Annotated in this window: 21 protein-coding genes and 1 pseudogene; 8 read left to right on the forward strand and 14 right to left on the reverse strand. The window is 50.2% G+C overall.

Annotated elements, in window-relative coordinates; all coding sequences use genetic code 11:
* Positions 1-9 precede the first annotated feature (9 nt).
* The 3 genes from DX130_RS13575 to DX130_RS13585 all read right to left on the reverse strand — a co-directional run bounded on the left by DX130_RS13575 (position 10) and on the right by DX130_RS13585 (position 4,672).
* Positions 10-1,914, reverse strand: coding sequence for an ABC transporter ATP-binding protein (locus DX130_RS13575; RefSeq protein WP_116046274.1), 1,905 nt, complete (start codon positions 1,912-1,914; stop codon positions 10-12).
* Positions 1,911-3,641, reverse strand: a complete 1,731-nt coding sequence (locus tag DX130_RS13580) for an ABC transporter ATP-binding protein (protein WP_116046276.1) — start codon at positions 3,639-3,641, stop codon at positions 1,911-1,913. Before DX130_RS13580 ends, DX130_RS13575 begins: the two co-directional genes overlap by 4 nt.
* Positions 3,642-3,742: 101 nt before the next feature.
* A complete protein-coding gene (locus DX130_RS13585) occupies positions 3,743-4,672 on the reverse strand; it encodes an EamA family transporter (protein ID WP_116046278.1) in 930 nt (309 codons plus the stop codon).
* A gap of 223 nt (positions 4,673-4,895) precedes the next feature.
* Between DX130_RS13585 and DX130_RS13590 the strand changes: the two genes are divergently transcribed.
* Positions 4,896-5,825 (forward strand): ABC transporter ATP-binding protein, encoded by a 930-nt coding sequence (locus tag DX130_RS13590; RefSeq protein WP_116046280.1) that lies wholly within the window; start codon positions 4,896-4,898, stop codon positions 5,823-5,825.
* Between the two features lie 4 nt (positions 5,826-5,829).
* Positions 5,830-6,951, forward strand: a complete 1,122-nt coding sequence (locus DX130_RS13595) for an ABC transporter permease (protein ID WP_240644502.1) — start codon at positions 5,830-5,832, stop codon at positions 6,949-6,951.
* Between the two features lie 8 nt (positions 6,952-6,959).
* Here the strand turns inward: DX130_RS13595 and DX130_RS27220 are convergent, their stop codons facing one another.
* The 3 genes from DX130_RS27220 to DX130_RS13605 all read right to left on the reverse strand — a co-directional run bounded on the left by DX130_RS27220 (position 6,960) and on the right by DX130_RS13605 (position 8,927).
* Positions 6,960-7,085: a hypothetical protein gene (locus tag DX130_RS27220; RefSeq protein ID WP_276310894.1), complete on the reverse strand. Its 126-nt coding sequence runs from the start codon at positions 7,083-7,085 to the stop codon at positions 6,960-6,962.
* 139 nt (positions 7,086-7,224) lie between these two features.
* Complete coding sequence (locus DX130_RS13600) at positions 7,225-8,307, reverse strand: cation diffusion facilitator family transporter (protein WP_116046281.1); 1,083 nt, start codon at positions 8,305-8,307, stop codon at positions 7,225-7,227.
* A gap of 251 nt (positions 8,308-8,558) precedes the next feature.
* The gene (locus DX130_RS13605; RefSeq protein WP_116046283.1) at positions 8,559-8,927 is read right to left on the reverse strand and encodes an ArsR/SmtB family transcription factor; all 369 of its coding nucleotides are present in this window, start codon (positions 8,925-8,927) and stop codon (positions 8,559-8,561) included.
* Between the two features lie 192 nt (positions 8,928-9,119).
* Between DX130_RS13605 and DX130_RS26475 the strand changes: the two genes are divergently transcribed.
* On the forward strand, positions 9,120-9,281 hold the full coding sequence (locus DX130_RS26475; RefSeq protein WP_165861276.1) for a hypothetical protein: 162 nt from the start codon (positions 9,120-9,122) through the stop codon (positions 9,279-9,281).
* Positions 9,282-9,404: 123 nt separating this feature from the next.
* A complete protein-coding gene (locus tag DX130_RS13610) occupies positions 9,405-10,049 on the forward strand; it encodes a metal-dependent hydrolase (protein WP_116046285.1) in 645 nt (214 codons plus the stop codon).
* Positions 10,050-10,102: 53 nt separating this feature from the next.
* Here DX130_RS13610 and DX130_RS13615 read toward each other — a convergent pair.
* The 7 genes and pseudogenes from DX130_RS13615 to DX130_RS13645 all read right to left on the reverse strand — a co-directional run.
* Positions 10,103-10,210: pseudogene (locus DX130_RS13615) on the reverse strand (aldehyde dehydrogenase family protein); the annotation flags it as partial.
* Complete coding sequence (locus DX130_RS13620; RefSeq protein WP_116046287.1) at positions 10,209-10,508, reverse strand: DUF6509 family protein; 300 nt, start codon at positions 10,506-10,508, stop codon at positions 10,209-10,211. The pseudogene DX130_RS13615 and the gene DX130_RS13620, both read right to left, overlap by 2 nt.
* Before the next feature lie 111 nt (positions 10,509-10,619).
* A complete protein-coding gene (locus DX130_RS13625) occupies positions 10,620-11,552 on the reverse strand; it encodes a manganese-dependent inorganic pyrophosphatase (protein WP_116046288.1) in 933 nt (310 codons plus the stop codon).
* Between the two features lie 188 nt (positions 11,553-11,740).
* Positions 11,741-13,462: a methyl-accepting chemotaxis protein gene (locus DX130_RS13630; RefSeq protein WP_116046290.1), complete on the reverse strand. Its 1,722-nt coding sequence runs from the start codon at positions 13,460-13,462 to the stop codon at positions 11,741-11,743.
* Between the two features lie 117 nt (positions 13,463-13,579).
* Positions 13,580-14,470 carry a sugar phosphate isomerase/epimerase family protein gene (locus tag DX130_RS13635; protein WP_116046291.1) on the reverse strand — a complete coding sequence of 297 codons (891 nt, stop codon included), beginning with the start codon at positions 14,468-14,470 and terminating at the stop codon, positions 13,580-13,582.
* Positions 14,471-14,525: 55 nt separating this feature from the next.
* A complete protein-coding gene (locus tag DX130_RS13640; RefSeq protein WP_116046292.1) occupies positions 14,526-15,383 on the reverse strand; it encodes a sugar phosphate isomerase/epimerase family protein in 858 nt (285 codons plus the stop codon).
* Positions 15,380-16,438 carry a Gfo/Idh/MocA family protein gene (locus DX130_RS13645; protein ID WP_116046294.1) on the reverse strand — a complete coding sequence of 353 codons (1,059 nt, stop codon included), beginning with the start codon at positions 16,436-16,438 and terminating at the stop codon, positions 15,380-15,382. The genes DX130_RS13640 and DX130_RS13645 overlap by 4 nt, the downstream gene beginning before the upstream one ends.
* A 153-nt stretch (positions 16,439-16,591) precedes the next feature.
* On the opposite strand from DX130_RS13645, the gene DX130_RS13650 reads away from it, so the two are divergent.
* Positions 16,592-17,464, forward strand: coding sequence for an AraC family transcriptional regulator (locus tag DX130_RS13650; protein WP_116046295.1), 873 nt, complete (start codon positions 16,592-16,594; stop codon positions 17,462-17,464).
* A gap of 74 nt (positions 17,465-17,538) precedes the next feature.
* Here the strand turns inward: DX130_RS13650 and thrC are convergent, their stop codons facing one another.
* Positions 17,539-18,939 carry a threonine synthase gene (gene thrC / locus DX130_RS13655; RefSeq protein ID WP_116046297.1) on the reverse strand — a complete coding sequence of 467 codons (1,401 nt, stop codon included), beginning with the start codon at positions 18,937-18,939 and terminating at the stop codon, positions 17,539-17,541.
* 263 nt (positions 18,940-19,202) lie between these two features.
* On the opposite strand from thrC, the gene DX130_RS13660 reads away from it, so the two are divergent.
* From DX130_RS13660 to DX130_RS13670, 3 genes are read left to right on the forward strand one after another with little or no spacing between them, the layout of a single operon-like run.
* Entirely contained in the window at positions 19,203-19,799 is a 597-nt protein-coding gene (locus DX130_RS13660) for a DUF4358 domain-containing protein (protein ID WP_240644503.1), read from the forward strand.
* 15 nt (positions 19,800-19,814) lie between these two features.
* Positions 19,815-21,209, forward strand: coding sequence for an MBOAT family O-acyltransferase (locus DX130_RS13665; protein ID WP_116046299.1), 1,395 nt, complete (start codon positions 19,815-19,817; stop codon positions 21,207-21,209).
* A 21-nt stretch (positions 21,210-21,230) separates the two neighbouring features.
* Positions 21,231-22,385: a DHHW family protein gene (locus DX130_RS13670; protein ID WP_116046300.1), complete on the forward strand. Its 1,155-nt coding sequence runs from the start codon at positions 21,231-21,233 to the stop codon at positions 22,383-22,385.
* Positions 22,386-23,184: the final 799 nt, after the last annotated feature.

Genomic DNA, 23,184 nt, shown 5'->3' on the forward strand with positions numbered 1-23,184 from the left:
TTAAATCCATTAGCCTGCTGTTAATTTGTTCGTTGCCGCAAACTGACTATTGTACAGATCGGCATAGAATCCACCCGCCGCTAAAAGTGATTCATGCGTGCCTTGTTCTATAACTGAACCTTTGTCCATCACCAGAATAAGATCCGCGTCGCGAATTGTCGACAGTCTGTGGGCGATTACAAAGCTGGTTCGCCCCGCCATCAGATGTTGCATCGCTTGCTGAATTTGCAGCTCCGTCCGTGTATCGACACTGCTGGTCGCCTCATCCAGAATGAGAATCGAAGGATCTGCCAGAATGGCACGCGCAATCGTCAGAAGCTGCTTTTGGCCTTGCGATATGTTGGAAGCTTCTTCATTCAGCATCGTATCATAACCGTCGGGCATCGTCCGGATAAAGTGGTCGGCATGAGCTGCGATAGCTGCCTCGATGACCTCAGATTCCGCAGCGGACGCGCGTCCGTAAGCGATATTGTCCTTGATCGTGCCGTTGAACAGCCACGTATCCTGAAGCACCATCCCGAACAGACTTCGAAGGCTGCCCCGCTCCATCTCGCGAATATTTTGCCCGTCGATTGTAATCGTGCCGCCGTTCACTTCGTAGAAGCGCATCAGCAAGTTGACGAGCGTCGTCTTTCCGGCTCCGGTTGGACCTACAATAGCGACCGTCTGACCGCTTTTAACAGCAATATTCATATTCTCAATCAGCAAGGCGTCTTCATTGTAGCCGAACTGGACGCCGCGGAATTCCACATCTCCTCTTGGCGAGGACAATACGACTGGGCGAACCGGCTCTGGAGACTCCTCTTCTTCATCAAGCAGCTCAAATACGCGTTCGGCGGATGCAATCGTGGATTGAATAATGTTCGCGATATTCGCTGTTTGTGTAATCGGCATCGTGAATTGACGGGCGTATTGGATGAACGCCTGAATATCGCCGACCGTAATGGTTTGACGTGTCACCAACAAACCGCCGACTACACAGATGAACACATAGCCGATATTGCCAATCAGATTCATTAGCGGCATAATGATGCCGGATATGAACTGTGCGCGCCAGCTTGATTGATAGAGCCTGTCATTAATGCTTTCAAATTGCTTGATCGAGTGGCGCTCGCGTCCGAACGCCTTGACAATGGTATGTCCCGTATACATCTCTTCTACATGCCCGTTCAATTCGCCTAGCTCAGCCTGCTGGCTCTTGAAGTAACGTTGAGATCGCTTGGCTACCAACGCAATGACAATAAAACTAAGCGGCAAGGTCAGCACCAGTATGAGCGTCAGCAGAGGGCTGATCGTCAGCATCATGATGATCACCCCGACAAGCGTTACAACTGAAGTAATAATTTGCGTTAAGCTCTGCTGGAGTGTGTTGCTAATATTGTCGACATCGTTCACAACGCGACTTAAGATATCTCCGTTCGAGCGGGCATCGAATAGCTTGAGCGGAAGCTTGCCAAGCTTCTCGTTCACTTCGTTCCGAAGCCGGTACACCACCTTCTGAGCCACGCCAGCCATCAAGTATTGCTGGAAAAAGGCAAAGATCGCGCTAATGACATAAAGCCCGGCCAGAAGAGCCAGAATGAACGCGATTGCTTCAAAATCGATAGCCGCTCCCGGGACGCCCTTCATTTTGTCCATTAGCCCGTTGAACAGCTCATCGGTCGCTTTCCCTAATATTTTCGGACTGAATATGGAAAAGACGGTACTTAGAATTGCAGCCATAAAAACCAAGCCCAATTGCAGCCTGAACGGCTTCAAGTACCCTGCCAGCCGCTTGAAAGACGCTTTGAACTGCTTGGGCTTCTGGCCAGGCATCATGCCGGGGCCGCCGGGACCGAATCCCATCGGTCTCGGACCGCCGCCAGGTCCGCCCGGCTTGCTGCCGTGCTCTTTGTTCTGGGTGTGCTCGCTCATGCGCTCTCCTCCTCTGACAGCTGCGATGCCACGATCTCACGATATACTTCGCTGTCTTCCATCAGCTCCCGATGAGTACCGACTCCTGCAATACGTCCTTCATCCAGGACAATTATCCGATCCGCATCCATCACGGTGCTCACTCGCTGAGCCACGATCAGGACGGCCGCGTCGCTCGTTACTTCCTTAAGCGCTGCACGCAGTTTGGCGTCGGTCTTGTAGTCAAGCGCAGAGAAGCTATCGTCGAACAGATAAATACGAGGTTTGCGCACCAAGGCACGGGCAATGGACAAGCGCTGCTTCTGCCCGCCGGACAAATTCGTCCCGCCCTGCGCAAGCACGGACTGAAACCCCTCTGGCATAGTCTCTATAAATTCAAGCGCCTGAGCCGTCTCGGCAGCCTGGCGAATTTCCTCATCCGTTGCATCCTCTTTGCCATATCGGATATTGTCTTGTACCGAGCCGGAGAACAAGACTGCCTTCTGCGGCACCAAAGAGATGTACTGCCTCAGCTGGTCCTGCGGCCATTTCGTTACATCCGTTCCCCCAATTTGGACAGAGCCGCCAGCCGCATCAAAAAATCTCGGGATCAGATGGAACAGCGTGCTTTTTCCCGAACCCGTCCCGCCAATGATAGCCGTTACTTCGCCAGGCAACGCACTGAAGCTGATATCTGACAACGCAGGACGCTCCGCTCCGGGATAGTTGAACGAGACGTTGTGGAATTCCACAACACCCGAAGATCCGCGAGAAGACAGCGCCGTTTCGGCGGTATCGGTCACAGATGGCTGAAGCTCCAGTACCTCGCCAATCCGCACAGCAGATGCGGATGCTCTAGGCACCATGACGAACATCATCGAGAACATCAGAAGAGAGAACATAATTTGCATCGCATACTGAATGAATGCCATCAGATCTCCTACGCCCATTGCCCCGCTATCGATGCGCCAGCCGCCGAACCAGACAATCGCAATCGTAGAGATATTCATAATAAGCATCATAACAGGCATCATAACCGCCATTATCTGGTTAACCTTGATCGCGTTATTCATTAGATCACGGTTCGCATCTTCGAATCGAACCTTCTCATGCTCGATCCGATTAAAGGAACGAATGACGCGAATACCGGTCAAGCCTTCGCGCAGCACGAGGTTAAGACGGTCGAGCTTCTTTTGAATAGCCTTGAAGTATGGCAACCCTTTGGACACAATCAGCCATATTGCGCCTGCCAGTACCGGCAGGGCGACGACCAGCACCAGCGTCAGCTCGGCATCCTTGTACAGCGCCATAATGATGCCGCCAATACACATCATTGGGGCCATCACCATCAGACGGAGCATCATCATCAATACTTGCTGCACTTGGTTAATGTCATTGGTCGTTCGCGTAATGAGCGAGGCCGTCCCGATTTTGTCGAACTCGTGCATGGAGAAGCTCTCAACATGCGAAAAAACCTTTCCCCTGACGATACGCCCGAAGCCCGATGCTATTCGCGAAGCATACAGGCTTGCCAGTACAGAGACAACCGTACCGATGATCGTCACCCCCATCATGTAGCCGCCCATGCGCCATATGTAGGAGGTATCCCCCTTCACGACGCCTTCATTGACGATATCGGCCATCAGAGTCGGCAAATAGAGCTCTGCAAGCGACTGCATCAGGATAAGCGCCATCACTAGCACGATGACTATGCGGTATGGCCGAAGAAAGCGAAACAGCTTCAACATGATTCCGATTCATCTCCCTGTAATTCTTTAGTTGTAAACTATTCAATAGTTTAATTATACAGATTAAGAGGCCGGTTTCAATTTTCTATGTAGGAGACGCCCTAAGCTCCGAAAAGCCGCATAAGGAGAATGCCGAGGAACGACAGAACCATGCCGGCAATTTCGGTACGTGTAAACTTATCTTTGACGATAAATCGAGTATATAAAAGTACAATAAGCACATTTAACGCGACGACGGCCGATACCAGACCCGCCTTTCCCAGACCGAATGCCGTAATAATGAGCATCATGCCTAGCGTATTCGTTGTGCCTACTGCCATGCCGATCAGAAAGGTACGGAAATCGCTCCAGCGGATAGCTTTTGCAGGTGTCGCAATGCTGCCACTTGTTAAAGTGGTCGATTCGGAAGATGCCGCAATCTGCGCCGTTGCCGATGACGCCTCTGCTCTCCGATCCTTCAGCCACCAGAGGCCAAAGCAGATCGCTCCCGTCGTGAACAGCATGAACATACTGGGATACAGCTCCGCCCCCATCATCGTCGACCATTTGCCGGATAAGTCATTGCCCGCAAAGAGAAGCGTTGCCAGTATTCCCCATTGCGCCCCCTTTAAATCCCGCAGCGACAAGTCATTGGAATATCGGACGAGAAGCACGCCGCCTACAATAATAAGAAATGCGATGAGCTGCAAAAGATGAAGCTTTTCGTTCCATAGAAAATAAGCCACGATGACAACAACAACGGAAGGAAGCGAAGTCAGCACCGCTACCAATGATGCTTTCCCTACCGCAAACCCTTTGAACATGCTGGCATTGCCTCCAAAGGAGAATAGCCCCATTTGAATGCCGATCAGACAGGCAAGGGACCAAGAGGATGAAATTGAGATTGAAATGATCAAATTGACAAGCGCTCCCATGGCGAACGTCCCGCACAGCAGCGCATTGCGATTAAGCGGCTTCTGGCTGGTCCAGTGATAGAGAATGCCCCGAAGGCCAAAGCTGATTGCCGCAAAGATGGAAAATGTGATCCACATGTAAGATTGCTGCTCCTTCCACTAAGAAGACGAATGAAGTCGTGCTGCGAATGACAGAACACTCCTAATCATAGCATTCATAGAAGCAAGATTCCTACTGCCCCGCAGCGGTATCCGTCTCGAGACCGAGAGAAGAGCAGGCTCTGGACGCTGGGAGCCGTCTTTATAACAGTACTACAATAAAGAGAGGCCACAATATGCTGAAAAAGGAGCGATTAACGACATGCCCGTATTGGAAGTCCAAAACTTGCGCAAGTCATTCGGAGACGTTCGAGCCGTAGAGAGCATTAGCTTCTCCGTCGAGCCCGGTGAAATCTTTACGATTATCGGACCGAACGGCGCTGGCAAAACGACAACTTTGGAAATGATTGAAGGTTTGCAGCCCCCGGATGCCGGATCCATTAAATTCGGGGACAAGAGCTGGGATAAGGATGCCGAGCAGATCAAATACAACATCGGTGTGCAGCCGCAGTCCAGCGCCATATTCGACCTGCTGACTGTTGAGGAAAATTTGGAGCTGTTCGCCACCTTCTATCCGCAGTCCCGTTCTGCCGCCGAAGTGATGGAGATGATCAACCTGACGGATCAACGGAACCGGCATGTCAAAAAGCTGTCTGGCGGTCAACAACAGCGGCTGGCAATCGGTCTGGCTATGGTGAATGATCCGCAGATCATATTCCTGGATGAGCCGACGACTGGACTCGATCCTCAAGCGCGACGCAACATTTGGGATATTATTTTAAAGCTGAAGACGCTAGGCAAGACTACGATTCTGACCACCCATTACATGGAGGAGGCTGAAAAGCTAAGCGATCGTGTCTGCATCGTAGACCAAGGCAAAATCGTGGCGCTCGATACGCCTTCTGCCTTAATAGACAGCCTAACAAAGGAACGCGAAGTACGGCTGTCCTTCCTGGACGGTTCGGCAGCGGCTGTCGCTGCTGAAGATGCAGCGCGCGCGCATCATTCGGTCGCTCGCACCCATTTGGAGGGAGAAGTTCTACAGCTATGGACAACTAAGCCGGAAGAAACCTTGTATGAACTGTTCGGGTTTACAAAAGATCGCGGCTACCGCGTCGAGCAAATCTCGATTCGGGAACTAAGTCTCGAGGACGTATTCATCGCCTTCACAGGCAAAGAATGGAGGGATTAAGGCCATGGCCGCCAAGCAATTCGCCAGTATGTTCACTGCACAGCTGAAGATGATGTTCAGGGAGAAGCAGGTATGGTTCTGGAATATCTTTTTTCCCATTATACTAATGGTCTTATTCATGATTATATTCGGAGGCAACGGCTCCAGCAGCACCTTCAAGGCTACAATCGCTGTCGCTGATCCCGTACCTAACGCTTCTTCGGGCATGCTGCTCTCTCAATTGGGGCAGATCCCGGTATTTGAAATGAAGGAAGAAAACCCAATTACGCTGGAGCAAGGCAGAGAATGGGTCGAAAACAAGGATATCGACGCCTTGATCGTCCTCCCGGAGACAGAGGGGGTATCCGAGGTCGGGTTAATCGTTAATCGTGAGCGAGAAGGCAGCGCGACGACACAAGCGATATCCGGCATTCTGGAGCGATTCATCCAGCAGGCGAACCTTGCCGCTGTAGGTGCTACAGCTACATATACCATTAGCATGGACTCCATTACCTCGGCATCTGAAGACACCAATTACCAAGACTTCCTGATGACGGGCATGATTGGCCTTTCCTTGGCTCAAGGCGGACTGTTTGGGATGGTCGATCTGGTTGATATGCGCAAGCGCGGTCTGCTGAAGCGGTTGCGGATGACACCAGCCAAAATGGGACTGTTCGGGCTTGCAGGCATGATTGTTCGGCTCATGCTCGGCATTATACAGGTAGTCATTCTGGGACTGATCGGCGTGTTTGCCTTTGGTGCGAACCTGCATATTAATTTCGCCAGTCTTGCGGTCGCCTTTTTTATCGGCTCGCTCGTCTTCAATGCAATGGGCTACCTGTTCTCCTCCTTCAGCAAAACAATGGAGGCTTACATGGGCGTCGCCAATATTTCCAGCATGCTAATGATGTTCTTGAGCGGTGTATTCTTCCCGCTGGAGTCGTTGCCGGAATGGCTTCAGCCCGTTCCGAAAATGCTGCCGCTCACTTACTTCGTAGACGGCCTGCGCGACGGTCTCATCTATGCGAACGGCGTGATGTCCAGCAGCTTCTGGCTGGGCATGGGCATCATGGCCATGTGGGGAGTCGTCTGCTTCCTCCTCGGCTCGCAAATCTACCGCTCCAAGTCCATTGCGGCTACGAGGTAGCCGCAATATCAGCCGATCGCTCGATTACCGCGCAGCTTTAATCGGCTGTGCGGTGCGTCCAGGTTCATAAAGAGCAGTTTCTGGTCGCTGGCGGTCAGGAACTGCTCTTTTGGTGCAATAGTGTTGTATGGCAAAGCTACTTCACCTTTTAGGGCGATTCCGAGCATTAGCGTTTTTCAGCAACAATACACCAGGACTCCAGAACAACGACTTGGTTGCTTTTGTGCAATTTCTGTATCCGAGGAGTACCCAATCCAGCCAGCCCTAAAGGGCCTACACTTTTAACTCGGCATGTTGGAGATGCGATTTCTCTACTTGGATGGTTGTATGCTGAATTTGGAACTCCTGCTCGATGCGGCGAATGGCCTCTTGCAAGACATCTTGACTGCTCGCATCAGTTTCAATCAGCACATGGCAAGAAAGTGAATCTAGTCCGGACGTAATCGTCCAAATATGAAGATCATGTACATCCTTCACCCCACTAATCCCGAGCAGCACTTCCTTCACTCTCTCCGCATCAATCGTTATAGGCGTTCCCTCCATCAGAATATGAATGGTGGATTTGATGACTCCCCACGCGCTTTTCAAAATAAGCAAAGCAACAATCACGCTAATGATCGGGTCTGCAATATACCAATTAAACAACATCATTAGTAAACCGGCGATAATTGCACCTACTGATCCAAGCGCGTCGCCCAATACATGCAAATATGCGCTGCGTACATTCAGGTTGCCGTGGACATCGCCTTTTCTCATCAAAATCCATGCACTGGCCAGGTTGGCAAGCAATCCGATGCTCGCGATAATCATCATGGAGCCGCTGGCAACGGTCGGCGGGTCCTGAAATCTCTCAATGGCCTCGGCTACGATAAATCCCGCTATGACGAACAACGTTACACCATTCAATAAGGCAGCGAGTATCTCAAAACGGTAGAAGCCGTATGTTTTGTTGGGAGAGGCCGGCTTAGCCGCAAACCACATGGCGACAAGGCTAAGCCCAAGGGCTCCCGCATCGCTCAGCATATGCCCGGAATCCGACAATAACGCTAATGAATTGGTGACGAGTCCTCCTACAAACTCCAGTACCATAATTGTAGATGTAATAATTAAGGCAATCAGCAGCCCCACCTTATTATTCGGGCCATGATGATGACCATGTGCATGTGAATGACCATGTGAGTGACTATGCGAGCCAGCGTGTTTGTGACCTTCGCCGCTTGGGTGATTATGTACAAGACCATGCTTATGTTCATGAGCCGCTTTAGTCGATGGCTGATCAGGATGATGATGTTGCTTCGTTTTCCATGGACTGAGTTTTTCTGTGCCGGCACTGTTTCCTGGTTTTGTTGAGCTCATACGGTTTTCCTCCCTTGTGACCATTCATTATATCTATATATGAATATATGTTCATATGTATTATATGTTATTCATTTCCGTTTGGCAACCATTGTTTTATTATCCGGAATTGAAAGCCGCTGTCCCAAGACGTTGACACTGATACTCCTATCAGCTTTGCCATAAAGCATACAAAAAACCACGCGCCACCATCTCCATTCAAGGAAATCGGTGATACGCGTGGCAATGCATCTCTGTATCCATTCCACTATTTACTCATGCTTCAAATGCTGAAGTGTTAGAACGATCAATTGCTCTACATGATCATCATCCAGCGAGTAGAAGACGGTTTTGCCAACCTTGCGGCGCTTTACGATACGCATGTTGCGGAGCAGTCGCAGCTGATGGGATATCGCAGATTGCCCCATCCCGAGTACTTCTGTCAAGTCATGCACGCACAGTTCGGACTGAAGCAACGCATGAATAATCCGTATACGCGTCGGATCGCCGAGCGCCTTGAAGAGATCGGCCAGTTCTATTGCGGTCGAATCGTCAACTAGCTTCTGCTTGACGACATCAATATCCGCTTCCGTACCAGCGCATGTATCATCGCATGCTGCTGATGCAATTCCATTTTCCATCCGGCATCCCACCACATCTGATCTAAATGATTGCCCCCATTATAGCATTAGGCTTGCGACACCGCCACTAGGAGCACTGACTTATCGACACTTGCTTGAACCGAACATTTCATCAGAAGCCTGAATCTACTATAATGAAAGCAGGTCAACCTGTCAGCGAACATAGGATACGACGAGAGGAGGCCGGCCGTTATGTTCACGCTTAAGGAAAAACTGTACTTACTAAAGCTGCTTAAATCAGAAAAACGGAAGTCATTTTGGGGTTTTCGCAAAAGAGATTCAGTTCACGATCAGCTCGTCGAAAAGCTGGAGCAAATGGTTCGCAACGAGCAAGTAAACCAAGAGCATCTCTGATAGAATCAACACCGGCAATCTGTCCTATTCCGTTATGCAAGTCTATCCCGTTATACAAGCGCATAGGCATATCACCGTTAGCAGAATCATCAAGAGAGCAACTACGCAACTACTGGAGGTTTCATGAGAGGAAAAACCCATCTGGCAATCGGAGCGGCTGTCGGCGCTGGAGCTGCGGCCTTTTATTCGTCCGATTTGTCGGAAAGTCATATGTATATCGGCATTGCGGCTTTCTCCGCTTTATGCCCTGACCTTGACGGTCCCAGCATCCTGAGCAGCAAGATTACGAAAGTGAGCAAAAAAATCAGAGAAGTCGCGCTCTGGGGCGGCTTATTGTACATCGGCATCATTCTTTATTTATGGTTAACCGGCAAACCCATCTCGCCGCTCGCAGCAGGCGGAAGCCTCGCCGCCGTTCTAATCGGACTCACGATGAAGCAAGGCGTGATTCGCAATGCGCTCGTCAGCGCAGTCGGGCTGTATCTCGTATCATTAGGCACTACTATGGAAGAATTATGGCTGACTGGACTTGGCGTATTTGTCATCATTGCACCTTGGCTGAAGCATCGCGGCATGACCCATACCGTCTGGATGCTCCCCTTGTGGTGGTGGCTGGGACTCGGACTGGAGCAATACTTGAAACTAGACGGAATCGCCTTCACCGCGATGCTGGGGTACTTGTCCCATCTCGCAGCGGACACCCTCACGCCAAGCGGCGTGAAGTGGCTGTATCCGCTAATGAAGAAGTCCTTCAAGCTGAAGCTTTAGAATCGTTCCGAGACAACCTTGGCTTGCATCAACAAGGGCAGATAATCCCCTCCTCCTGTCAAGCCATACTCCGTATTATTCGCAATATCAAGCGCCGCATCGAAATTAGCGGCCTTGATAAAGGCGAGCACCGGCCCAAATATCTCCTCCTGCGTGATCCTATTCCTCGATCGGCAAGGAAATCTGTTCCTTGCAAAATGCTTCGACGAATTGCTCCTCTTCCTCTGTCATTTCCATATCGACATAGGTGCCTTTGGCTGAATTCAAAAACTCATACTTCACTATTCGTGAAGCCTCGTTATCCTTTACGTAGACAACACGCAGCCTTACGCCCTCTTCCGAATATAACTCATCCTCTTCGTCAACCTCTAGATCCAGTAGCAGCTCATAACGCTCCCCGGACAAAATGCCGAACGGGTCCTTCATCCGTTCAATGGTGAATTCTCTAATTTCGAACATGTCAAATCCTCCTGATCTTGCTTCAACTTCATTTGCACATACAAGTATAACGCAAAAAACAGCCCAAAGCTTCATAAAAGAAGCTTTGGGCTGCTACCTAGTAAAAGACTCTTATAGCGCGCTCAGTGTTTCCGTCAGAACGGGAACGATCTGCGATTTGCGCGATACAACGCCTTTCAGCAGTGCTGTGTTGTTTTCCAATGTTACATGGTATGCCTTCTCGACTGCCTCAGCTTTGCCGCCTAGAGCAAGCGCGATAGAGTCGTTGTTCAGAATGTCTGTTACGACAAGCACGAACAGGTCAAGACCTTTCGCCGCGATGATCTCATTCAGCGCGCTCTCAAGCTCCGCTTGACGGTTCAGCACATCATTGGTATCAACCGCATTTACTTGCGCGATTTCTACTTTGTAGCTGCCCATTGCGAATTCCTTCGCATCCAGAGAGATCAGCTGCTGGATCGTCTTATCGCTCAGATCGGCGCCTGCTTTAAGCATGTCCAGTCCGTAAGCTTCGGCATCCACGCCTGCGATTTCAGCCAGCTCGCGAGCTGCCGCAACGTCTTGCTCCGTGCAAGTTGGGGATTTGAACAGAAGGGAATCCGAGATAATAGCAGAAAGCATCAGACCTGCAGTTTCCTTGCGGATCGCCACGCCGTTTTCTTTGTACAGCTTGTTCAGAATTGTAGCTGTGCAACCAACAGGCTCTGCGCGGAAGTACAGTGGGCCTGCCGTCTCAAAGTTAGCGATGCGGTGATGGTCGATGACTTCAACCACACGCACTTTATCGATGTCGTTCGCGCTTTGTTGGCGCTCGTTATGGTCGACAAGAATAACATCCTTCGCTTCGTCCGCTACGTTCTCTACCAAACGCGGCGCTTCAATGCCGAAATAATTGAGCGCATATTGCGTCTCGCCGTTCACTTCCCCGAGGCGAATTGCTTCAACGTCTGCGCCAAGCTTGCTTTTCAACTCCGCATAAGCGATAGCCGATGTGATGGTGTCCGTGTCCGGGTTTTTATGCCCGAAAATAAGCGTTTTTGCCATGATCCCTGCTCCTTAATGAATAGAATTTGACTCCCCGCGACCGTTGGTTCGCGTCAGCCCATTTGAATTGATTATACACTATTACCGATTATAACCTTAAGTGCACCTTATTCCTATACCTTTACACCGAATTAAACGAAAAAAAGCGGTCGTCCTCATGAGGGCAACCGCGATAAGCTCTGCTACTATTAAACAATAAAACGCTTATTTAAAGACGTCAACTCATTGGACATAGCTTTAAGCGATTCCGCAGAGGCGGTTACTTCGTCCATGGATGCAATTTGCGTATTGGAGTTACTCACAATCCCTTGGAAATGCTGTGCAGCTCTTCGTGAGATCTGTTCCATTTCCTCTACAGATGCCGCAACCTCCTCCGATTCCGCGGATACTTCCTGCGATGCGGACGATACCTCCACCAGTTGCTCATGAACTTGCTCTAGCCCTTGCGCAATAGAGTTAAAGGTCATGCCTGCCTCTCTCACGCTGACAAGCCCGGCTTGCACCTTATCCGCATTGCCCTCCATTCCTGCGGAGAGTCGCGCGGTCTGCTCCTGCGTCTTCGAGATCAGCTCTGCAATCTGAACAGCGAAGGATTGGGACTGCGCCGCCAGCTTGCGTACTTGTTCCGCTACAACTGCGAAGCCACGCCCGTTCTCACCAGCATGAGCCGCTTCGATAGCGGCATTCAGCGCGAGCAGATTGGTCTGATCCGCAATATCCGACATAATCGTCGTGATCTCGCCAATCTCATCCGATCTACTCTCCAGTTCTTTCGTAGCTGCAAGCATCGCTTCTGCTGCTTCTCCGATGGTCTCCATCTCCATCATCGCTTGTCCGATCAGCGCGTTGCCGCGATCGGAATGTTCCTTCGTCTCCTGTGCGACATCCGATACGATGCTTGCCGACTCGGTAATGCGAAGCATGCTGCGGGTCATGCCTTCGACCGCCTTGGTCATATCTGTCGCACGATTCACCTGCGTATGGGCACCCCCAGACGCTTCCTCTATACTGACGGCAATATGCCGGCTGGCCTCTGTCGTGGACCTAGCATGCTGCGATACATCCTCCGACGCAGAGAGCAGGCGTTCCGAATTGTCTTTCATACTCCTGATGACCGATCTTGTATTCGTGACAAGCTGTTGAAACGTATGTGCCAGAATCCCGATCTCATCCTTGCGATGAATGGCGATGTCTACAGTCATATCGCCCTCTCGTACTTTGGCAACCTGATTCGTCAATTGATTAAGCGGCCTGGTCAGATAACTGGCCAAGGCAACAACAAGCGCAATTCCAGCCAATATAATCCCAAGGGCCACCCACAATGTCATTCTCGTATTGTTGGACATAAGCGCGTACACATTTGTTGCGTCAAAGTCCGCCCCCATAATGCCCATTAGCTTGCCCGAGTTGTCTCTCAGCGGCACATAAGCCGTAATCGCGGCCCCGTATTCCGAATCATTCGTCAGCTCGCCTACGACAGTCTTGCCCTCAGCGAAAGCCTGAATCATGCCACCATAGCCGATCTCCTCCCGCGTACCGATAGGGGAGAAGTCATCCTCCGCTACATCCTCGGGCGCCCCATCTACCATATAGTAATAATAGGCCTCACCGTTCTCTTCGCCTTGTGCAAGCGTATACAAATATTTCAGTCCATTGATTTCCCTTAGCGCATTCATCTTTGCCCGAAGCTCCTGATAATAAGGCGTCTCTCCAGCTTCTACTGACAACTCTGCATATCTCTCTTTATCAATCAGCGAAGCAGCGCTCTCCGCTACGATCTGTGCCTGTGCGCCAAGCGAATTCTCTACCAGGCTCATCGACGAGCGGTAGATCGTAATACCAAGCACCGCCACCGCGACGATAATCAAGCACGAAAAAAATAATACCATTCTGGTCAACAATCGATTCAAACGAATACCCCTTCCCGAAAATGGAAAAAACCACATGACACTATCTTACAGGATTCGGGCCATTTCGCGCTATAGCAAATAAAAAAGGAGCGCCCATAATAAGACGCTCCTCGCTCATTACCCTCTGAATTTTTTCAAGAAATCAACGGCAAGCTGAATATCAACTTCCGGATTGGTGCCTACCTCGCGCTCAATTGTCAGGTAACCCTTGTAGCCAATATCATTCAGCGCCTGCAGATATCCGTTCCAATCGACACCGCCTTCGCCCAGCGGCACTTCACGGAAAGCTGAACCCGACTCCGCCATCGCAGCAATCTTCTCATGATCAAGTTCAACCTCGTAGCCGTAATCGCCGTAGACATCACGAGGATCGATATGTCCCAGTTTAATGCCATCCTTTGCGTGCGTATGAACGATATAATCCTTTAAATGATAAACGCCTTGCACTGGATCGTCTCCCGTCACCATAACCATGTTCGCGGGATCGAAGTTGACGGATACGCCCTTCGAGCCGAGGCCGTCAAGGAACGACTTCAGGTGAGCGGATGTTTCCGGTCCTGTCTCAATCGCGAAGTAAGCGTTATTGTCGCTCGCAAACCGGCTTAGCTCTTCGCACGCCACATGCATGGTCTCATATACCCGGCTGTTGCGGTCGGCCGGTACGATGCCAATATGCGTCGTCACGATGTTGGTGCCAAGCTCCAGTCCAAGCTCCAGAATACGTTTGGACTTCTCGATTTTCTCCCGGTTTTGCACCGGGTCCTGGAAGCCATGCCCGCCAAGATCACCCACGAGAGCAGATATCTCCAAACCTAGCGATTCAATATAGGACTTCCACTCTTTTCTCGCCGCAGGAGAGAGATTCGCCGGGTCCATCTCGCCTTTGACCGCGTAGATCTGTACGCCGTCCGCGCCAACTTTGCTCGCCTTCACTAGACCTTCCTTCACGCCAACGTGAAAGCTGTCTACAATTACCCCGATTTTATTCGTCATTATTGGTGCTGTCACTTCTATCATCTCCTCACCATCATAATCAATCTCTGAATCTGCCGAGTCACAAGCGTTAAATCTCCGACCAGAGCTTCTTTACGTAGTTGAAGCCTGCTTTCGTTCCTTCGAAGCAATCCTCCATGCCTTCGAATTCGATCGAGATATAGCCGTCATAGCCGCTCTCCTTCACGATGCGCAGCACATGCGGCATATCGATGTCTCCTTGGCCGACGATCGCACCGCGCAGCCAATTGCCAGAGGAAGACTTGAACCAGCCCTCGCCGGGATAACGGTAGGAAGGACGTACATAGAAGTCCTTCACATGCACCATGGAGGCCAGCTTCACATTATTAGCGACCGCTGTCGCCGAATCCTCGTCTGCGCACAGGAAGTTGCCGACATCAAGCGTTGTCCGATAGTTATCGCGTCCGACCGCCTGCACAAGCGCTTGTACGCGATCGCTTTGCTGGATGAAGAAGCCATGATTCTCTACGCTTGTTGTAATGCCCAGCGGCTTCGCGTAATCCGCAATTTCGCGGCATGCATCTGCAAGTCGAGGCAGTTGCGACAGGAAGTTGCCAATAGACAGATCCTGAGAAGACGCAACATCATGTCTCATGAGCTTAATTCCGAGCGCTGCGCATACATCAACTTCTCGCTTCACGCGCGCAATCTCGTTTTCATAAGCCTCGCCTTCAAGCCCCGCGAAATTTGCGCCGATTGCATAATTGGACAGCTCGATGCCATGCTGCTTCGCCGCATTCCGAATATCGTCGATCAGCTCGGGGTTATCCGTTAGAGAGAAGCCCAGCGGCACAATCTCCGCATGCTCCGCCCCGATGCTCGAAATATACTCAATCATACCTGTGAGGCTCAGCTCTCCTGATGCAAATGCCTTATATAGGCTGTATGTGCTGATGCCCAGTTTCATAGCTTCACCTCTTGACCGCTTGCCGCGGACTCGTAGATGCCGCATAGAATCTTCATGATTTCAACGCCATCCTCTACCGGACTGAGCGGCTTCGTACCATTTTGCACATTTTCGATGAAATGGTTGATCTCATTTTGGAATGCGCTTTGGAAGTGGAAGCCCGCATGATCCGTCTGCGGCAAAATGTTGACGATGGTATTGTTCTTCTCCGTGACGATGACCGTCTCCGGATCAATCTCCATGCCGCCCTTGTCTCCATACAGGCGCACGAACATCTCATCCTTCTTGGCATGCAGCGTGAAGCTCGCATCGACCATCAAGGATGCTCCGTTCTCAAAGCGGATCATGGCATTCGCCATATCTTCGATCGTATTTTTTGATGCGTCATAATCCGCCGCTTGGTAGAAGGACAGATGCTCCACGTTGGAGCGGTTGCCAAGCTTGCGGTACGTATTAGCGCTGACGGATACCGGCTTCGGACGGCCCATCATGTACCAGCACAGGTCAATGACATGCACGCCGATGTCGATCAGCGGACCGCCGCCGGAACGCTCAATATCCGAGAACCAGCCGCCCGGATTGCCAAGCCGGCGAATAGCTGTTGCCTTCGCATAATAGATCTCCCCGAATTCACCTTCGTTCGCAAGCGATTTCAAGAGTTGTGCATTTGTGTCATAGCGGCGAACAAAGCCGACTTGCAAAATCTTGCCCGATGCTTCAACCGCGCGTTGTACGTTAAGCGCTTCCTCAACTGTCCGGCAAAGCGGCTTCTCAACCAGTACATGCTTGCCCGCTTCTACCGCCGCGATGCTGATCTCAGCGTGCGTATTGTTCCAAGTACAGATGCTTACCGCCTGAACAACAGGATCAGCCAGCAACTCTCTATAATCCGTATATACTTTCTCAGCGCCGTACTTTTCTGCGGCTGCCCGCGCGCGTTCCTCATTCAAATCGCATACAGCGTAAATATGGGCTTCCTTATTGTTTTTGTAAGCATCAAGATGCAGTGACGAGATTGAACCGGTACCAATGACTCCGATTTGGACAGTAGACATGACCCATCTCTCCTTTAGTAGAATGATAGCGAACACGATGCTGCAACCTTTGCAGGTATATACTTTCGTATTATAATGAATACAGGTGTGAAGGCCATGCAACGGCGTGCGGTTTGTTTGTACAAATGTGCTATTTGGAGGGAATGATCACATATGAAGCTCAATAAAAACGAATCGTTGCGGGAACAGATGAGCATGCCCAATCCGCATTTTCCGATTAAAGTGCATCGCTCGCGCTACAGCCAGGAGGGAATGCTCCTGTTCCACCATCATTGGCACAAGCATCTGGAGTTCCTCTACTTCGAGACGGGCGAAGCCTCTATCGAATGCGGCTCTACGACGATTCACGCCAAGCCGGGCGACTTGATTGTCGTGAACAGCAATGAGCTTCATTACGGCGTCAGTCTTACGCCGAACCTGATTTATTATGTATTGATTGCCGATATCTCACTTCTGCAAAGCGGCTCCGTCGACGCGGCGGAGACCAAATTCATCGCTCCAATCTCTCAAAACCAGCTGCTGCTGCGCAATCATATCCGAGGAGATCAAATCACGATTGCCTGCATGCATAATTTGATTCGTGAATTGGAAAACCGGGAATTCGGCTACGAGCTTGCAATCAAGTCCGAGCTGTATCGCCTCTTGGCGCTGCTGCTGCGAGGACATGTCACAACCGTTCTGACGAAAGACGAATACGCTGAGCGCATGAAAAATGTAGAGCGCTTCGAGCCTGTCTTCCGTTTCATCGCCGAGCATTACCGGGAAGAGCTGACGGTAGAGCAATTGTCCGGCATTGCGGGACTAAGCCGCTATCACTTCAGCAGGCTGTTCAAGGAACTCACTGGACGAACCGTTACGGAATATGTCACCGCAGCACGTCTGGACAAAGCGGATCATCTGCTCCGCCATACACCTCTTACCGTCTCCGAGGTAGCGACGGCATCCGGCTTTAATGATATTTATTACTTCAGCCGAACGTTCAAGAAACATAAGAAGATATCCCCTTCCAAAATACGCGATGCCTAACATTGTATATGTCTTGCCACTAGCAAAGAGCCGTCGACCTGCAGCAGGTCGACGGCTCTCTCTATTCCTATCTCTTATGCGTTATAAAATTGATCCAGTTGCGCTACAATGTCCTCAAGCTTGCCGTCCACAAGAATCTGACTCTGCGGCTTGTCGAACAGCGAGGAGATCTCGTTCGGAAATGATTGCTCAATTCCGCACAAACGGATGGCTTCATCGAACTTCGCCGGGTGAGCCGTAGCAAGCGAGATGCTGATCTCGCCTTCGTCCGCACATTGCTGAACGGCTGCAATCCCGCAAGCGGAATGCGGGTCAAGCAAGTAGCCGTACTTGGTCTGATAATCAGCAATTGTGTCCAAACACTCCTGGCCCAATACGCCATGCGCAGCGAATTCGGACTGCACCTTGCGCAGCGCATCCTCAGAGATCGAGATTTCGCCCTCAGCTTTGAACTGTGCCATCAGACGTTCAATTCCCTCCGCATCTTCACCCAGTACATAATACAGATAACGCTCGAAGTTGCTAGCAACCTGAATATCCATGGATGGGCTGTATGTGGCGCGGAAATCGCCAGGCATATAGACGCCTTCCTGGATGAAGCGCTCCAGAATGTTGTTCTCATTCGTTGCCAGAATCAGCTTGCCTACCGGAAGACCCATACGCTTCGCAAGATAACCGGCAAAGATATCGCCAAAGTTGCCCGTAGGTACACTAAAGTTAACTTTTCCAACATCGCCGCCGTTTGCCTTTGCCACTTGGAAATAAGCATAAAAGTAATAAACGGTTTGCGCCATAATACGCACAAAGTTAATGGAATTGATCGCTGCGAGATGGTTGGACGACTTGTAGTCCAGATCGGCGAACAGCTCCTTGATCATCCGCTGGCAATCATCGAAGTTGCCTTCAACCGACAGATTGAGCACATTATCTTCCTTCACCGTCGTCATCTGCAATTCTTGCACTTTGCTTACCTTGCCGTTCGGATGCAGAATGCAAATTTTAATACCGTCCTTGCCTCGTACCCCTTCGATAGCCGAAGCACCGGTATCTCCGGAAGTTGCGCCTAGAATATGAATTTTCTTGCCTTGCTTCGCCGCAACATAGGAATAAAATTGGCCCATAAATTGCAGGGCAATATCTTTGAACGCAAAGGTCGGACCATGGAACAGCTCAAGCAAATACAAGCCGTCATGAAGGCGACGCACCGGCGTCACTTCAGGATCGCGAAACGTAGAGTAGCTCGCCTCCACCATCGCTTTCAAGTCCGCTTCCGGAATTTCATTATTCGTGTAATACGAGAAAATCTCCAAGACTAGCTCTTGATAGCTTAGCTCCTGCCATGCCTTCAGCGTCTCTGCCGAAATCTGCGGAATTTCGCTTGGCACCAGTAAGCCACCGTCATCTGCAAGTCCCATCATAAAAGCATCAATAAATCCGATTTTGCCTACTTTGCCTCTTGTACTGATGTACTCCATTTGTCCTTCCTCCTACATGCCGTCGCTTTAACGCGTGGAATAGCTCTTTTATGCATTTTATCATCGTTTGCTCTGAAAATCGAATAACTATTTGCATTTGGGCTAATTTTTTTACTATACCGTCCAAACGCGCCATTACAGCGCAAATCATGTGCAGCAGTTATTCCCATTGTCATACAAAGTGCAACATTAACGGACAGCACCACGTTTGTACCAGTGTAAATTCACAAACAAACCAGATACACACCAAGGAGATGAATCACATGAAAAAAAGAGTACTGAACCTGTTGATGATTGTAGCTATGGGGGTTGCCCTGACAGCATGCGGAGGAAACAATTCCGATAAAAACGTTAATGCCGGCAAAGAAACGAACACGTCGCAAAACGGCAGCAATAGCGGTTCCAATGCGGGTGAAGAGACCACTCCGGGCGACGAAGCGAATAAAGAAGACGAAAGCACAGGAATCGTGAAAGCCGATTCGGCCAAAGGAATCGTGGACGCCATTTTGTCCAAAGTGGAGCAGCCTGCACTAGCTCCAATTGAAGGCGAAATGGTGAAAGACCTCTACCATCTCGATCCGTCCATCCTTGAAGACTATGCCATTATGTCCCCGCTCATGAATGTGAAGACCAATGAGGTTGCAGTTCTGAAGGTGAAGGACGCCAAAGATATTGCGACTGTGGAAGAAGCCGTTAAGAAACGTGCTGCCGATGTGCAAAAGCAATTCGAAACGTACCTGCAAGACCAGTATGAGAACGCCAAAAATTTTCAGGTTGTGAAAAAAGGCGACTACGTGCTGTTTGTCATTTCAGAATCGGCAGATGATATCGTGGCCGAATTTGAAACCCTCGTGAAGTAATTGTCGGCCTAGACGATGGTATTCAGCAGCCTGTTATTCCTATTTATCTTTTTGCCGGCTGTATTGCTCGTCTATCATCTCTCCCCAAAACGCATTCGGAATGTCATCCTGTTCATTGCGAGCCTGATCTTCTACGCTTGGGGAGAGCCGATCTACATTGCGCTCATGTTGTTCTCAACATGTACGGATTATGTCTTCGGACTGTTGCTGGACGGGGAGAAGAGGAGCGAGGCAGCTAGAAAATGGATTCTGACGGCGTCCGTTATCGTGAATTTGGGCGTACTCGGATTTTTCAAATATGCGGACTTTCTAATTGGGAATGTGAATGCGCTGTTTGACACAAACATACCGCCGACCGACCTGCCGTTGCCGATCGGCATCTCCTTCTACACGTTCCAATCGATGTCGTATATCTTTGACGTCTATCGCCGCACAGCAAAGGCACAGCGCAACTGGCTGGATTTTGCCACTTTCGTAGCTCTGTTCCCGCAGCTTGTAGCTGGCCCAATCGTCCGATACAACACGATTGCGGAGCAGCTTCGCGAGCGTTTCGTGAACAACGAGATATTCGCAGAAGGCGTGCGCCGATTCACGATCGGCCTTGCCAAGAAAGTGCTGCTGGCGAACAATATCGGCTTGCTGTGGAATGAAATTTCTGCCGGACATCTGAATACGATGCCTGTCTTGACCGCTTGGCTTGGGATTATCGCATTTGCGTTCCAGATTTACTTCGATTTTAGCGGCTATTCCGATATGGCCATTGGTCTGGGGCTTATGTTCGGTTTCCGCTTTAACGAAAATTTCAACAAGCCGTACACCGCGCAAAGCATCACCGATTTCTGGCGAAGATGGCATATCTCGCTTGGCACCTGGTTTCGGGAATACGTCTATATTCCGCTCGGCGGCAACAGACGCGGACTGCTTATCCAGCTTCGCAACATCTTGATCGTATGGGCACTCACCGGCATCTGGCATGGCGCCAGCTGGAACTTCCTGTTCTGGGGTTTGTATTTCGGCACTGTACTGATAATCGAGAAATGGTTTGCGCTAGAGCTGCTTTCGAAGCTGCCAAGATGGCTGCGCCACAGCTATGCGCTGCTGCTCATATTGATCGGCTGGGTATTCTTCGCCTTCGACAAGCTGCCGGACATGACCGCATATTTCGGCGCTATGTTCGGTGCGAACGGCAGCCCGCTCTGGGACCAGCAAACCATCTATTTGTTGTACACAAACGCTATTCTGCTACTATTGCTTATCGTCGCATCGATGCAAAGGCCGCGAGGCGTCCAAGCAGATGGCACATTGCTCCATCCCATAGTGACTCTGATCTGGCATGGCGTATTGTTCCTTGTATCTGTCGCTTATTTGGTAGACGCAACCTTTAACCCATTTCTGTATTTCCGGTTCTAACCGAGAGGGAGTTCGCTGCTTATGAAGAAAGTTATGGACGGGTTCTATACCTGGGGATTCCTATCGCTGCTTGGCATCATATCCGCGTTATTTTTCCTCTTGCCTAAGTCAGCGTTCTCTGAGACGGAGAACCGTAATTTGCAGGAAGCCCCGAAGCTGTCTGGGGAGCGGCTTTGGTCGAAGCAGTTCGCGGATGACTCCGAGCTGTTCGTGACCGATCACTTCCCGTTCCGTTCCGATTGGGTGAGAGCCAAGTCTACGATGGAGCAACTCAGACTGCAGAAGGAAAACAACGGCATCTATTTGGGGAAGGACGGTTATTTGTTCGAGAAGTTCGGGGAGCCGGATTTTGAGGAGCTAGGCAACTATGCGGACGCGATCAGGCAATTCGCAGACAATCATCCCAATGCCGATGTGAAGCTGTTATTGTCGCCGAACTCGGTGGGCGTCTATCCGGAGCGTTTGCCTTGGAAAGCAGCCGCTTATCCGCAAGCGATTGTGCATGACTTTATCGAGGACAGGCTCGGGAATGATGTAGCGTTTCTGGATGGATTCGATTTCTTCAAGACGGCGAATAGTCCGGAAGAAAAGCGCGAGCTCTTTTACAAAACGGATCATCACTGGACTTCATATGGCGCCTATCTAGCTTACAAGGCGTATGCCTCGGACATGGGCTGGAAACCACTGACGGAAGAGGAGTTCCATATCCGCACGCTTACAGATTCATTCTTGGGCAGCTATCATACGCGGGGACAATTCGGATCGGCGAAGCCTGAATCTATTGAGGTGTACGAGCCGAAAAACAAGGTGCATTCGGAAATGTACATCGCCGATACGGACACGACTAAGGATAGCTTGTACGATGAGAGCTACCTTGCGAAGAAAGATAAATACGGCTACTTCCAAGGCGGTGTACATGCCCTCGTAACGGTGAAAACCGATCTCGCGCCGGATCAGGTCGATCTGGACAAGTTGCTGATCGTCAAAGATTCGTATGCGCACTCTATGCTGCCGTTTCTGACGAACCATGTGAAGGAAATTCATATGATCGATATCCGATTTTACAATGGCAATATCGGTGACTATATGGAGCAGAATGGAATCGACGATGCACTGTTGCTGTTCAATACGTCCACTTTTGTGGGAGAGAGAAGTTTGCTGAAGCTGAAGTATTGATGAGGGAGTATGCTAATATCGATAAATAAAATGAAACAGAATATGCTGATCCAAACGGGCGCTGCGCGCGGGATAGTTCTTCCGATCGCTGTTGTAGACGGATTCTTTTGATTTCCTTAACCCTCATAGGGTAAGAATCCGTCTACAAAGGCGAGCACTCCGTTTCTCCAGAACAATCCCGCACTCCACTCCACTTGCATAGCTTTTCAATTAACTTCTATTTCTTCAGTCCGAGGACTACTCTCTAAAAACCTCAACAGCCTGCTTCAATCCAATCACAAGCTCAAATCTAAACATCATGCTGCTTCTTCAAAACTGCTACTACATAAAAGTTCAACCTACTAATCAGTGCGTGACATTCATGCTAACAATCAATGGCGGTTAAATTCTACGAAAATGCCAGTTTTATAGCGGTTTGTCATAGCCATTTTCACATCGGCGAGGGCAACTCATGCCCTAATGGTCACCGTCGTCCGTTATAAGCGAAAATGCAGCGAAATGAGACTATAACGGTCACGGATGCCCCTTATAAGCTGAAAAAGGGGCGATTGCGAGGAAAACGTGTTCTAATGGCCGCGGATGTCCATTAGAACCGGGATTATGTAAAAATCAACCTCTAAAGGTCAGCGGTGACCGTTAGAGGTAAGTCCTTTCCGTATTTGGAAGACAACCTATCTTTCGTCGTTAGGGTAGACGGTTTCTGCATCGGTCTATTCCTCTCTTGTTGTTGGGCAGGACGTTCAACCATACAGGATTAACAGCTGTTTTTCCGTTTTCAACCTTGGTTTATTTCGTCAAG

It is taken from the genome of Paenibacillus paeoniae (assembly GCF_003388735.1).
GTDB lineage: Bacteria > Bacillota > Bacilli > Paenibacillales > Paenibacillaceae > Pristimantibacillus > Pristimantibacillus paeoniae.